Source organism: Paenibacillus campi, assembly GCF_034659835.1.
GTDB lineage: Bacteria > Bacillota > Bacilli > Paenibacillales > Paenibacillaceae > Saccharibacillus > Saccharibacillus campi.
Genome location: NZ_JAXSQZ010000004.1, coordinates 370,750 through 385,198, shown reverse-complemented (window position 1 = coordinate 385,198; position 14,449 = coordinate 370,750). Strand labels below are relative to the sequence as shown.

The window sequence follows — 14,449 nt, the reverse complement described above, 5'->3', positions numbered from 1 at the left end:
ATTTTCGATTATTCATTATGAAGTACGATAGAGGAATACATATAATAGTAGAAACTCGTTTTTTCGACCGCTATAGTACTTTTGCCACGCAAAAAAGCCTCCATATTGACGCGATACGCGTCAATATGGAGGCTTTCCATATCAATACTTGGTGTTTAGTTTTGAAATGGCCGAGTGGCAAGCAACGTTTATGGCTTACTTCCGCGCGTTGGATCAGGCTTTACGCGCAGACGAGCAATCAGATCAAGCAATGGACGCTTCGTTTGTCCGACCAATCCGATTAATTCGGCGCCGATTTGCATTACAAACATCATGACACAGATGACAACAAACGTAACCCAGTTGGCATCATTTATAGCTGCCGAAGACTGGATAATAGCCAGTACACCAAAGAAAGTAGCAATTCCGTAAATGAGCAACACCGTTTGGCGATGGCTAAGTCCTAGTTCGCGCAAGCAATGATGCAAATGCCCTTTATCCGGTGCAAAGATCGGCTTTTTATGTACCCAGCGACGAATGATAGCGAAAAACGTATCCGACAAAGGTACGCCGATAATAATCAGCGGTGTAATAAACGATACGACAGCGATCTGTTTAAATCCGAGCAATGACAGCATAGCCAGACTGAAACCGAGAAATAATGAACCGGTATCACCCATGAAAATTTTAGCTGGGTGGAAGTTAAAGTACAGAAATCCGACAATCGCGCCGAGCAACAGTACACACAGTAATGCAACCGGATAGTTGCCCATAATGAGCGACATCGTAAAAATACTGCCGATCGCGATAGCCGATACACCGGCTGCCAGTCCATCCAGACCGTCGATCAAATTAATGGCATTCGTCACACCAACGATCCAGAAAATCGTAAGCGGGATCGAAATCCAGTTTTCCAAAGCGAAATAATTATCCTGAAAAGGAATATCTACAAAATCAACACGAATACCGTATCCAAATACAACTGTACATGCAGCTACAAGTTGTCCGATCAGCTTTACTTTGGCGGACAGCTCGAAGCGGTCATCCAATACACCGATCAGTACGATGATAGAGCCTGCGGTAAAGAAGGCTTTCATGAAATTGGCATCACGGGCAGGAAGTTCAAAAGGCAAAAACGGTAACACTGCCAAAAATGCAATCACCAGCGCCAGAAAAATTCCTAGACCGCCCATACGTGGCATAATACGCGTGTGCACCTTACGGGCATTCGGAACGTCAACTGCTCCAATTCGAACCGCAAACCTTTTGACGAGTGGTGTAAGAACAAGCGCCAACACTAGCGCCAGCACAAACCCAAGAATACAAACGATTAACATTTGGCTTTTCAACCCCCAATTTATCTCACGGAGCCAATTATACTCCGTTCGAATCTAAACACCAAGCTTTTTTTGACGATTTTACAGCTATTTTTGCAAAAAAAATAATGATTTACTGCACTTTTGTTACACTTTCTTTGTCTTTAAGCACCTTTATAGCAAATTTAGGCAAAACTAGCATTCGTTTATAACGGCTAGGCTCTTTGAGCAGACGATAAAACCATTCCATCCGCATCTTTTGAAACACTACTGGTGCCCGTTTTGATCTGCCGGAAATAATATCAAAGCTGCCACCAACGCCCATCATAATCGGTACGCCTAATTCATGTTTGTATTTGCCAATCCAGGGCTCCTGCGTCTCCAAACCACGTGCTACAAACAACAAATCCGGATCGGCTTTGCGAATCGCTGCGATGACTTCAGCATCTTGCTCAGAGCCGAAGAAACCGTCGCGATAGCCAGCAATTACAGTGCCCGGATATAAACTTTGTAACCTGGTGGCTGTATCGTGAATCACGTCGGCTGAGGAGCCAAGCAGATAAACTTTCCAGCTATGCCGCTGTCCTACATCCATCAACCGATGCAGCAGATCAAACCCTGCCACCCGTTCGGCTACCGGTTGTCCGCATGTAGATGCTGCCCATACAAGCCCCGCTCCATCAGGAACGAGCAGTTCGGCTTGTTTCATAACGTTCATGTATTCCGGCTTCTCCAACGCGGTCATAATCATAATCGGATTGGCTGTAATAATCTGATTCGGCTTTCGCTGCTGTACGAGATGTTCAACATGGCGCACCGTATCATCCATATTCAATTTGGAAACGTTCAGTCCGTAGATCGGTACGGTCGGAACGGTAGAGAATGAATTCATCTAAGGATCACCTTTGTTCTAAAAAATAATGAGCGATAAATTGTGCTGGTTGTGCAGCATCCTGCTTGAGCGCTGCAATGTAGGTAGCTTTGGATCGTTTCCATTCCACTGATGCGTCCAGCACATCCAACATATGTGTCAATAAACGATCCGGTTGTACATTTTCACTCGTACCGGATGGCTCGATGGCAAGCCGCTTCAAAAATTGATCGATCTTTGGATCATACGAAATGCCGAGCAATGGAACATGTTGAGACGCGGCATAGATCAGGCTGTGCAATCGCATACCGAGTACTAAATCGCAGCGGCTGACTTCGGCAAGCATTTGCTGTGGATCAACGACTTGTTCAGCGATGCTGATCGTACTGCCGGATGTATCAAGCTCACCGATCCGCTCGATCACATAAGCGGAAGCCTGCTCATCTTCAGGCAAATGAAAAGGCAGAAAGCGAAGCTGTACTCTACGCTGACGCACAAGCTGCTGTAATGCAGCAGCAATACCGTCCAATTCGCGGCGCTGCTTGTCCCAGAATCGCAGCGAAATCCCAATCAGCGGTACAGACTGGACGTTAGTTTCATCGAACACATTTGAAGTTGGTGCCGTGCTGTCCACAGCTACACGTATTCTATCATCTTCCGCACTGGAATGACCAGTCCCTCCGCTCACTTCTCCAGCATAATTGTGAGCTGACGATGAGTTAGGCGATGTCGTCGATCCGACATCATCCGGTAAAGGCAATCCCATCACCGGATCAGCAACAACGGCGATGCGGCTTTGATCAAGCCCCATTCGACCGAGCAATGCAGCCGATTCTTGGTCACGAACCGAAACGTAGACGCTTTTGCGAAATACATTGCGAATCCATTTAAAAAAGAAACCTTTTTGCACGGGACCGACGCCTTGTGCATAAATGAAGACAGGTTTACGTGCCCACTGCGCGATATGGATAATGCCCAAATAATAAGGAATCGTTAGCGGCCCGGTTGCATCTTGCAGCAAGCTACCACCACCGCTAATCAATCCATCGCTCTCTTTCATAAGCGCCCGAATCTCGCCCAGCTTCATACGATGGACAGAGCGCACATTATACATGCGCGCCGTCCATTCAGGATCATTAGACAGTACAACCGGCACGATTTGAATGCCTGTTGCCTCCCCTTGCTGGGCAAGTGAATTCAAAATTGATTTGAGTACAGCTTCATCACCGCTGTTCCGAAATCCATAATAACCGGAAATTACGATTTGAACAGAGACGGAGCCCATTTATGCCAACACCTTTCGATAATTTGCCAGATCACAATCGCTACCAGTCCGATGAGCAGACCGAGTCCCATACCAAGCAGACCGCGAACTAACGAGATCAACACTGGCGAATGGATATGGGCAAATGTATCGACCATCGACAATTGTCCGATCGAAGCGATAATGAGCAGATAAATTCCTTGACGATATTTAGCGGCAATAAATATTCCGACAATAAAGATCGGATGTGCCATCAAAAACTCCTTGCTGCGTGGACGTACGTGGAACAATCCTTCCAGCGCATTACGGAATTGCAATTCAATCGGCGATACGGTTCCGGCATTACCGGTACGAGACAAATAATACATGCCGATCATTCCGACGACGCCGAGTACGATCACCCATGTTAATGTAATTGGACGTGTGAGCAGTTTGCGAACACCAGCAATGCCAAAGCTGTCTTTACCACGGTAAAACGCAATATAAATAGCGGTCAATGCAATCGGTGCAAAATGCAGCAAACCGACACCACGGAACTGGTTAATGACGAGTTGGTAGGTGATGTCATCGAGCAGACCGATAATGAACAATGCGCCTGTGAGCGACCAAAGTGACGTACGCAGAAACAGCAGTATCGATTGTACTACCCGGTTGCTAACCGTCAGCCTGTTTCTGGATTCATACAGACGATCTACCGCTTTCACGGCATAAATCATCGCAATCGTTGGAATACTAATCGCTGCCAGCAATGCTACCCCTTGCTCCAGCAGCAATGATTTGTGAATAGCAAGCAAACCGACGCTGCCGATCAGTCCAAGCACAAATACAGCGAGTGTCCATTTGCGTACAAAATAATACACAAGCAGCGATATCGCTGCAATCGCACCGATCAGCACGATCAGTTTTACATAACGTTCCAGCGGGAATGTATGCACATCACGTGCAACAGCTGGGCCGATCGTGAAGCCGTATTTTTCGATATCTTTGATCGCATGGCCTTTATCTTGCAAGCTTGCGATCACATTCTCGATCGAGTTCGTCATCGCCGCTTTGGTCGTATCACGGGAGACGGCAAAATTCAGATACATCATACGAATATTACGGTCTTTGCTCGCCAGTACAAAACGGTCGGCTACCGTAATCGGATCAAGCTGAGAATCAGCCTGGCTGAGCGAATACAGCCGCACCACATTATAATGGGTCAAATAGGCGAGCTTGCTAAATCCATCCTGTGGTTTTTTTAAATTTTCGATCGCTGCAATCGCGATATGATGCTTGTTCAGCAGCGAGGCAAACGCGGCGAGCGTATGCCGTTTAATATCATCGTTAAAGCCGGTAACGCTAGCACCGTCAAACAAAATCGTTTTGACGCCATACGTAGAAAACTCATCCAGCATCTCGCTCATCACCGCTTGATTGTATGGCAACGCATCGTTCAAACGCGGCACAATCTGAAAGCCCATATCATGCAGCATCTTCATCGCTACCGGATCAGGATTAAGCGGCTTCAAACCTGCATCATCGGTTGATGTTTGGATGATCATACCGGGGAGATTTTGATAAGTCCACGAGGAAACTGGAATAGATAACGAGGTGAAAACGCGCTCTAACATCGGGCGCAACAGCTGCTCGTTTTCTTTGCTCGTAAATTGAACATACGTAAAATTGTCGTTGAGCGGAATCACCTGATTTTGACGATTAGCCACATCCGCAGAACTATACACATGAAGTCGACCGGAGGATTGCAGTTCAGGCAGATTACTTTGATACAAAGCGACAGAGCCGACTCCAGCATTTTTAAGCAATTGCAGCTGCTCCCTAATATAATCCTGGGGATGAGGCTGATACGACGCAATAGAAATCAGATCACGATAGTTGAATACAAACTCTACATTTTGGGACGTGTGCTCTGTTTGAATACGACTGTATGCGATCGGCAAGGATGCCACCATACCGATAATTACGAGTATCCATAACCATTTTGCAGAACCATTGTTCCAATGTTGCCATTTCTGAACCACTCAAGTACCTCCTTAATAATTCCGTTACCCCATGCGGCAAAAAAACGCTACTGCCGCTGGACATAACGAATGGTTCCGCTGCCTGAATCCAGGTCTGACAACGGAACCTTTTCATTCATCTGCTTTATTATATACTGGATATTTAACTAAAGCCTACTCTCAAATTTCCCCCGGCAGGCAAAATGATATTAACCGTCTACACGGCTCATTACAGCTTGTTGGAGCCTGTTCATCCGTGCTTCCGAATCGCTCAAGGAATTACCGCTTACCGCAAAGTATACTTTAATCTTCGGCTCTGTACCGGATGGGCGTAGGCAGAACCATGAACCGTCTTCGAGCATGAATTTCAGCACATTTTCTTTGGGCAATCCGTTTAAGCCTTGCGAATAATCGAGCGCTTCGGTCACTTTCACACCTGCGATCTCAGCTGGGCTGTTGCCGCGCCAGTCGTTCATAATGCCTTGAATTTGGGCGACGCCATCTTTGCCTTTGAGCGTGCGCGATTCCAGGCTTTCTTGGAAATAGCCAAATTGCGTATACAGCTCTTGCAGCACATCATACAGCGTTTTGCCTTGCTGTTTGTAATAAGCAGCCGCTTCGCTAATCAGCAATGCGGCAATGACCGCATCTTTGTCACGCGCATAATTGCCAGCAAGATAGCCGTAGCTTTCTTCATAGCCAAACAGGAAAGTATGTTCACCTGTCTGCTCGAACTGGTTCATTTTCTCACCGATATATTTGAAGCCTGTAAGCGTATTGTATACGGTAGCGCCATAATGCTCGGCAACCGCAGCCCCCATCTCGCTCGTTACGATCGTTTTCACCACTGCACCGTTTGTCGGCAGCTTGCCTTGCGCCTGCAATTGGCTTAAATAATAATGGATCATAATCGCGCCGGATTGGTTGCCTGTAAGCACAAAATATTTGCCTTCATTGTCTTTTACTACCGCACCCATACGGTCGCTGTCCGGATCGGTACCGATCAGAATGTCCGCACCGATCTGTTCACCTAGCTCAATTGCCAATGTGAACGCTTCGCGTTCTTCCGGGTTCGGCGATTTGACGGTAGTGAAGTTGCCGTCCGGCTCTTGCTGCTGCGCAACAATCGTCACATTCGTAAAGCCAAGCCGTTTCAGCCCTTCTTTGACCGGACGATAGCCTGCACCATGCAGTGGTGTATAGACAATGTTCAAGTTTTTGCCCGCTTCACCGGCAAGCAGTTCACGGTTAGGGCTAATCGCTGTAATCGTGTCTAGGAATGCTTCGTCCTGCTCATCACCGAGCCATACAAGCAATCCTTGCTGCTCCGCTGCCGCACGATCCAGACGCTTAATGTTGGCAAAAGAAGAAATACCGCGAATTTGCTCGATCACCTGCTCAGCTTCATCTGGCACTAACTGACCGCCGCTCGCATTGTATACTTTGTAGCCGTTATACTCCGGCGGGTTATGACTTGCTGTAATGACGATACCGCCAGTTGCCTGCTGATGACGCACAGCAAACGAAAGCTCTGGTGTGGAACGCAAGGAAGGGAACAGCTTTGCTACGATGCCATTGCCTGCAAGCACGAGCGCCGCTTCCAATGAAAACTCAGGCGAAAAATGACGGGAATCATGTGCGATCACAACCGACGGTTTATCCGTTCCCGTATGTATCGACAAAATGTATTGAGCCAACCCCTGTGTAGCGCGCCCTACTGTATAGCTGTTCATCCGGTTACTGCCTGCTCCAATTACACCGCGCAGACCGCCAGTACCAAATTCCAAATCTCTATAAAAACGGTCTTCAAGTTCGGATACTTGTCCATCCAGGCTTTGCAGCTCCTGCTTCGTCTGCTCGTCAATCGATGGATCGCCTAGCCATTGATCCAGGTTATGCTTTGCTTGTTCGCTAAGTGTTGTCATTTTATCCTTCCCTTCTCTACACGTTAGTATGGTACATCCTATCCAATCGTATATTCAGCTTAACGATTAGGCTTTATCCGGATCGGTAAGAGCAAACATAATTTCGCCTTCGGCAACGACTTTGCCATCTACCGTAGCGACCGCACGACCTTTGCCGATCGATGCTTTCATGCGCGTAATTTCGACTTCCAGACGCAGTGTATCACCCGGTACAACTTGACCGCGGAAACGTACACCGTCGATGCCGGCAAACATTGCCAGCTTGCTGCGATTCGCTTCCACTTTCAAAATAGCCGCCGCACCTACCTGTGCCAGTGCTTCGACAATAAGCACACCCGGCATAACCGGATAACCGGGAAAATGACCAGTGAAAAACGGCTCATTCATCGTTACATTTTTGATACCCACTGCTCGCTTACCTTCTTCCAGTTCCAACAGTCGATCCACTAGTAAAAATGGCGGGCGGTGTGGAATAATCTCCTGAATTTGCTGTATATCGTACATGCAAATAAAACTCCTCTCATCCGACGTCTATTCAGGACACGGAATCCATAGTATGGAATCATCGCTTCAAGCGCTGACTCTGCCTGAAGCCAATCATTAAGCCTGACAGGGCATTCCACATCATTATAACGGTTTCGGCATAAAAAATAAAACTCCTGCAAAAGCAGGAGTTTTGAATAAAAGGTTCATTTAAGGCGCATAAACAAGCTGGAAAATATGCACCCATGTTTCCGGATATAAAACGTCGGACATGCTATGATGACCGAGCACAGAATAACCTACTGCCATCCCGATAAACAGTGCTGCTGCAAACCCGACCAGTATGAGCATAAACTGTAACGTTTTCATCCCTGCTGAGCGGACAGGAGCTGCTGGCTTTTTCTCCTGCTCGCGCTCCTTCGATTCGGAAGCTTCCGGTCTGCGGGTCAGCTTGCGGTTGGGAGCAGCCTTTTGCGTCTTAGCTGCTTCCTGAATCGCAGAACGTCGACTAGGCACGGAGCGTATTCGCCAAATTCATCATTTGATCGCTCGATGACAGTGCACGCGCCGCCAGCTGATAGGCGCGTTGTACGTTGATCAAGTCTGTCATTTCACTGCTCAGGTCGACGTTGGAGCCTTCCAGATAACCTTGACGAATCTGGGTATCTGCGGACATTACACCAGCGACCTGATTGCGCTGCACATTCGCAGGCAGTGCAAAGAAATTACCGTCCATTTGTTGCAAACCTTCCGGGTGGATAATGCGATCTACACCGATACGTACCGGACGTTGCTCATCCTGACCGTTAACCGTTACCGTCTTGGTCACAACAGTAACCTTGCCCTTCGCGTCGGTTGAACGAATCGTACCTTTATCATCGATATCGATTTTGGTTTTGGCAGGCACTTTCAGTGGCTGACCGTCACCATCCAGCAGCAGATAACCTTGATCCGTAGCCATATAAGCGCTTTTGGCATCATTTGCTACCGGAACATAATGAAACGATCCTTCACGTGTCCATCCTGCTTGACCATCCGCACTAACGCGAAACATCGCATCCCCTTGAATCGCCAAATCGGTTGGATTGCCAGTAGCTTGCATTTCACCTTGAGACATATTGCGGGTCACTTCACCCATACGGGAACCGAAACCGATATTGTATCCACTCTCTGTGATACGACCCGGCAACTTGGAAGCTACCCCCGGCTGTTGTTGCACCGCTGTAAATACATCTTCAAATGTCGCATCTTTGCTTTTATAGCCTACCGTATCCGAGTTGGCAATATTATCCGAGACAACGCCCAGCTTTTGTTGAATACCACTCATCGCCACCATAGCGCTGATCATGGAGTTGTTCATCATTGACCTCCTTTGAGTGACAGTTGCTTCACGTTATTATACACGACCGACTTCGTTAACGGCTTTATCAAGACTTTTATCGTAAAATTGAATCACTTTCTGGTTCGCTTCATACGCGCGTAGCGCAGCATTCAGTTCCACCATCGAAGTGGAAGCATCCACTGTGGAACCTTCCAGATAACCTTGACGCAATTCCACATTGTCCCCTGCCTGTAGCTGTCGCACACCAGCGGTAGCCGGATTGTTGACCGTAAACAGTCCGTCACCTGTACGTGTCATTAAGTTAGGCTGATTCACAACAGTAATGCCGATTCGTCCAACTTCTCCACCTGTAGCTTTCGCTGTAATGATACCGCGTGAATCCACATTGTAATCATCCATAGAGCCTTGCAACGTAATCGGATTGCCTGTTGTACCGAGTACCGGATTGCCTGTCGTTGTGAGCAGATTACCCGCACCATTCAGATGAAAATGACCATCGCGAGTATATCCTGTCGTGCCATCTTTACTCGTCACGGTAAAAAAGGCTTGCGGACGATACGTGACTGTACCGTTCGCAGCTACATATTTGCCGGAAGGATCGAAAGGAATATTTTGCCCGGTAGCCGGATCAGCCAAATTGATGCCTGACACAATTGCAAAATCACCTGGCGAATCGGTAGCGCGCACATCGCCCTGTACGTTGACTGATACGCTTTCCTCTGCCAGTACACCGGTGTTGATTTTGCCGATCTGCTGATTGGTCTTGCCTTCATCACCATTGCTTAGCGACAGTAGCATTTCCGGAAAGGAACGTTCAATACTTTCCACCTGCTTGTAGCCTGGCGTGTTGATGTTTGCGATATTCTGGGTCACGGTGTCATGACGACGTTGCTGAGTAATCATTCCCGACGCGGCAGTATAAAGACCTCTTAGCATTACCGGATACTCCTCTCACCTTCAAAAAATGCCATACAAACGCTAATCTATTTTACATTTTGCTTATAAACGACGATTTACAATCATTGCCCGGCTGCGCGGGCTATTCCAATTACGTATTATATCGGCTTATTCAGAACTTTTGTTTAGAGACTTTATCGAGATTGTTTAACATTAATCCGGTTCCTTTTACGACGCAATGCATTGGGTCTTCCGCTACAAGCACCGGTACGTGCAGTTCATGGGACAACAGTTCTTCCAGACCGTCCAGCAATGCACCGCCACCCGTCAAAATAACGCCACGGTCGATAATATCAGCCGACAGCTCCGGTGGCGTTTGTTCAAGCACCAGCTTGGCAGAGCTAACGATCGATGAGATCGTATCGGACAATGCGCGCTGCACTTCATTTGCTGTAATCGTGACCGTTTTCGGCAGTCCGGACACCATATCGCGACCACGGATATCAAGCTCACGTTGTACACCGCTTGGACGAACCGTTGCGATGCTGATTTTGATATCTTCGGATGTACGCTCACCGATCATCAGCTTGTATTCATTTTTAATATAACGCATGATCGCTTCGTCAAATTTATCGCCCGCCACTTTCAGAGAAGACGATGTAACGATATCGCCCATCGACAATACCGCGATATCGGTCGTACCGCCACCGATATCGATAACCATGTTGCCGCTCGGCTCGAAGATGTTCATGCCGGCACCAATTGCAGCCGCCTTTGGCTCAGCTTCCAAAAACACCTCTTTGGCACCACTGCGCTCCGCCGCTTCACGAATCGCCTTTTGTTCCACTGAAGTGATGTTCGTCGGTGCACAAATTAAAATGCGCGGATGACTGTACCATTTACGCGCACCTACTTTGTTAATAAAATATTTCAGCATCGTTTCCGTCACTTCGAAATCAGCGATAACGCCATCGCGCAGTGGACGAATCGCCACGATATTGCCTGGCGTTCTGCCGATCATTCGGCGTGCTTCTTCGCCTACTGCAAGCACACGCTTCGTGTCTGTCTCCAGCGTGACGACGGAAGGTTCATCCAGAACGACACCTTTGCCTTTCACATGAATGAGTACATTGGCTGTACCCAGATCAATCCCGATATCCTTGCTAAACATGTCAAGAGCCTCCAAAAGTTGTATTTCCGGTAAAAGAGTCTCTTATCACCACACCGTCAGGGCGAATTCACCAACATAGCTGTCTGAATCAGTGGCGGATGCCATTTATCTCAGAATTCGCATTTCGTCCAAATGCTCAGATCGTCAAACTCTCATCACGGTCAATCTTTATTAAAATTAGCATACTTGATACGTGTATTCAACGATATTATATGTCAAATCAGTTGAAGAAGGGGGGGAATGTTCGGAAATGCCCTATTTTACATACAAAAAGGCCGGACATCATGTCCGACCTCATTATTTTATACGGAAAAGACGATCACTCTATACAGCAGTACAGCGTTAAGGTGGATGAGCGACAAATCGTTTCAGTGCGCATTACCAAAACAATTGCCATCACGTACCTGACTGACGATTAAACGCCGGTTGGCTGTACGTTCAGTATAGGTGCACCGGTCAGTTTCGGCTTGTTTATGCTGACCGTTTCTTCAACAGCGGCAGCCGATACAACCGTTTTCGTTTCTTCTTCTTCCAGACGCCAAATGTTAGCACCCAAACCGGATAACTTTTCTGCCAAATGTACATAGCCACGATCGATATGATGTGTACCGCCAACTTCGGTTGTACCATCCGCAATCAGACCTGCACAAATGAGAGCTGCACCTGCGCGCAGATCAGTCGCACATACTTTGGCGCCTACTAGCTCGGCACCACCAGTAACGATCGATGTTCTGCCTTCGATGCGAATGCCGGAATTCATCAGGTTAAACTCGTCCACATGCATAAAGCGATTTTCGAAGACGGTTTCGGTGATGATCGACGTTCCTTCGGAAGCGAGCATCAACGCCATCATTTGCGCTTGCATATCGGTCGGGAAACCTGGATAAGGCAATGTTTTCACGTCCACCGCACGGAGTGGATGATTCGCCACGACACGCACACCGTTTTCGTCCGGTGTGATCTCGACGCCCATCTCTTCCATTTTGGCAATAACCGGGCCGAGGTGATCGGCAATCGCGCCTTCAACATACACGTCCCCACCTGTGATGGCGGCAGCAACCATATACGTACCTGCTTCGATGCGATCAGGAATAACCGTATGTTCGGTTCCGTGAAGTTTCTCCACGCCCTCGATACGGATTACACCTGTACCAGCACCGCGTACTTTGGCACCCATGCCGTTCAGGAAATTAGCCAGGTCTACAATTTCCGGTTCCTTAGCCGCATTCTCGATCGTTGTGATACCTTCAGCCAGTGTCGCAGCCATCATAATATTTTCGGTTGCGCCTACGCTTGCTACGTCCAGGTAGATTTTGGTTCCACGCAGTCTACCGTCACATTTGGCTTCAATGTAGCCTTGTCCCAGATTAATCTGAGCGCCCATAGCTTCAAAGCCTTTGAGATGCTGATCAATCGGACGGGTGCCGATCGCACAGCCACCAGGCAGCGAGATACGGGTTTGACCAAGACGAGTCAGAAGCGGCCCCATAACCAGGAACGAAGCACGCATCTTACTTACCCACTCATAAGGCGCTTCACAGGAAGACAATTCCTGAGCGTCCACATGGATCGTCTCGTTCTGGTATGTAACCACAGCTCCCAGCGATTCCAATACTTTGTTGATTGTCATTACATCGTCTAGGGAAGGTGCTTCATGAATAATACTTGCACCTTTTTCTCCCAGTAAAGAGGCAGCAATAATCGGGAGAACTGAATTCTTAGCTCCGCTTACCTTGACATTCCCTGTCAATCGCTTGCCACCGCGGACGATAAATTTGCTCATTAGGTTTCCCTCCGCGCGTCATTTTGCTTATACGGCATAATAAGTGGTGGTGAATAGTAGGGCGGTGGCGATGATCCTGCTGTCTGAATATGAAGTGCCAACCTTGTGCTACGCTATTCGATTCCGTTTTAAGATGCCTATTGCATGTAAATGTTAATAGTTGATGTTGTGATTAGTGTTCCAGTGACAGCTTGATACGATAGTAAAAAAAAGTTTGTTGCATTGCAGTGGCTATTCCGCAGTACGGTAAATAAGCCTAAACAGTTATAACCGTTATCACCGCGTTCAAAACATGAATCGAAGCGCTTGCGTCCACTGAAGATAATCCAGTAAAAAGGCAGATACAAAATGCCCAAGCACGATCGCCAGCAGCAAATGAAGCATTTTACCGGCAGCACTCTTGGGATGACGAACGAGCAGGTCAAACTTAAAGTTTTGCAATGCCCACCATGCAAGACCTATGCAAAGCAGCGAGATGATAATCGATAGCAAACCGTTTGTGCCAACAGCGGCTCCCGCATCTACTGTATTCATCAGCTCACAGCCTCCTTACAAAAATTACTTAGCAATCAGCCTTTAACACGGACTATTCTATAATACTTGCCCTTTCGCAAAGAATCCAGTCCCAAATTTACAAATTTCGCCGTATTCTTGTTATATTTATTGATTTCCTGAAAATATTCATAGATTATACTGCTTTTTCGCGCATAATTGACTGTTTTTCTAACTTGTTTGCCGTCTTATGCTGATTTTATAATCGTACTCATCGTTAGCCAACTGGGTCTAAGCACCCAGTTTCCACTCGTTTGGCGACTCGAACAAATTGATTTTTTACTTACTGGATACCATTTGTAGTGCTGGATGATCGCTGTTGCATAAGCGATAGCGTTTTATTTGCACCTTATTCGTTAACATTACTGTGATCATTATCGTCTTAAAATATAAACAGCCGAACCATATCACACGGTTCGGCTTGTTGATATTAGCGGTTTTCACCCGAAGAAGATACTTTGATACGGTTCATCGCACGCTGTAGCGCAAGCTCAGCACGACGGAAATCGATGTGATCTTGGTCCAGGCGATTGTGCAGACGTCGTTCGGCACGTTCTTTGGCAGCGCGTGCACGCTCGACATCGATATTACTCGATTTTTCAGCACTTTCCGCCAGTACGACCACTTTGTCAGGGCGCACTTCGAGAAATCCACCTTGAATCGCAAATGTTGTTCTTTTACCACCAGCCTGAAATACCAGCGGTGCCACTTTCAGTGGCGTTACCGTTGGAATATGGCCTGCGAGAACTCCCATATCACCGTCGATGCCGGTAGCAACCAAACGCTCTACCTGTTCGGAAAAGACCAAACGCTCAGGTGTGACGATCTCCAGTAAAAACGTGTTCACTTTCATCCCTCCTCACGTT

Annotated in this window: 13 protein-coding genes; all 13 read right to left on the bottom strand. The window is 47.4% G+C overall.

All coding sequences use genetic code 11. The annotated features are described in order from the left end of the window. Positions 1-188 precede the first annotated feature (188 nt). The 13 genes from U1I11_RS12665 to U1I11_RS12605 all read right to left on the bottom strand — a co-directional run bounded on the left by U1I11_RS12665 (position 189) and on the right by U1I11_RS12605 (position 14,430). On the bottom strand, positions 189-1,316 hold the full coding sequence (locus tag U1I11_RS12665; protein ID WP_322906491.1) for a glycosyltransferase family 4 protein: 1,128 nt from the start codon (positions 1,314-1,316) through the stop codon (positions 189-191). Between the two features lie 112 nt (positions 1,317-1,428). Then, complete coding sequence (locus tag U1I11_RS12660) at positions 1,429-2,187, bottom strand: WecB/TagA/CpsF family glycosyltransferase (protein WP_322906490.1); 759 nt, start codon at positions 2,185-2,187, stop codon at positions 1,429-1,431. Between the two features lie 7 nt (positions 2,188-2,194). Further along, positions 2,195-3,451: a polysaccharide pyruvyl transferase CsaB gene (gene csaB / locus U1I11_RS12655; RefSeq protein ID WP_322906489.1), complete on the bottom strand. Its 1,257-nt coding sequence runs from the start codon at positions 3,449-3,451 to the stop codon at positions 2,195-2,197. Further along, complete coding sequence (locus U1I11_RS12650) at positions 3,424-5,451, bottom strand: DUF5693 family protein (RefSeq protein WP_322906488.1); 2,028 nt, start codon at positions 5,449-5,451, stop codon at positions 3,424-3,426. Before U1I11_RS12650 ends, csaB begins: the two co-directional genes overlap by 28 nt. Before the next feature lie 188 nt (positions 5,452-5,639). Continuing rightward, positions 5,640-7,355: a phospho-sugar mutase gene (locus U1I11_RS12645; protein WP_322906487.1), complete on the bottom strand. Its 1,716-nt coding sequence runs from the start codon at positions 7,353-7,355 to the stop codon at positions 5,640-5,642. A gap of 66 nt (positions 7,356-7,421) precedes the next feature. Continuing rightward, positions 7,422-7,859: a 3-hydroxyacyl-ACP dehydratase FabZ gene (gene fabZ / locus U1I11_RS12640; RefSeq protein ID WP_322906486.1), complete on the bottom strand. Its 438-nt coding sequence runs from the start codon at positions 7,857-7,859 to the stop codon at positions 7,422-7,424. Between the two features lie 189 nt (positions 7,860-8,048). Next, the gene (locus U1I11_RS12635; RefSeq protein WP_322906485.1) at positions 8,049-8,354 is read right to left on the bottom strand and encodes a DNA-directed RNA polymerase subunit beta; all 306 of its coding nucleotides are present in this window, start codon (positions 8,352-8,354) and stop codon (positions 8,049-8,051) included. Then, the gene (locus U1I11_RS12630; protein WP_322906484.1) at positions 8,347-9,201 is read right to left on the bottom strand and encodes a flagellar hook-basal body protein; all 855 of its coding nucleotides are present in this window, start codon (positions 9,199-9,201) and stop codon (positions 8,347-8,349) included. Before U1I11_RS12630 ends, U1I11_RS12635 begins: the two co-directional genes overlap by 8 nt. A gap of 33 nt (positions 9,202-9,234) precedes the next feature. Beyond that, the gene (locus U1I11_RS12625; protein WP_322906483.1) at positions 9,235-10,116 is read right to left on the bottom strand and encodes a flagellar hook-basal body protein; all 882 of its coding nucleotides are present in this window, start codon (positions 10,114-10,116) and stop codon (positions 9,235-9,237) included. Positions 10,117-10,249: 133 nt separating this feature from the next. Then, entirely contained in the window at positions 10,250-11,248 is a 999-nt protein-coding gene (gene mreB / locus U1I11_RS12620) for a rod shape-determining protein (protein ID WP_322906482.1), read from the bottom strand. Positions 11,249-11,663: 415 nt separating this feature from the next. After that, positions 11,664-13,031 (bottom strand): UDP-N-acetylglucosamine 1-carboxyvinyltransferase, encoded by a 1,368-nt coding sequence (gene murA / locus U1I11_RS12615; RefSeq protein WP_322906481.1) that lies wholly within the window; start codon positions 13,029-13,031, stop codon positions 11,664-11,666. 285 nt (positions 13,032-13,316) lie between these two features. Beyond that, a complete protein-coding gene (locus tag U1I11_RS12610) occupies positions 13,317-13,565 on the bottom strand; it encodes a DUF1146 family protein (RefSeq protein ID WP_322906480.1) in 249 nt (82 codons plus the stop codon). Between the two features lie 448 nt (positions 13,566-14,013). Continuing rightward, positions 14,014-14,430 carry a F0F1 ATP synthase subunit epsilon gene (locus U1I11_RS12605; RefSeq protein WP_322906479.1) on the bottom strand — a complete coding sequence of 139 codons (417 nt, stop codon included), beginning with the start codon at positions 14,428-14,430 and terminating at the stop codon, positions 14,014-14,016. Positions 14,431-14,449 lie beyond the last annotated feature (19 nt).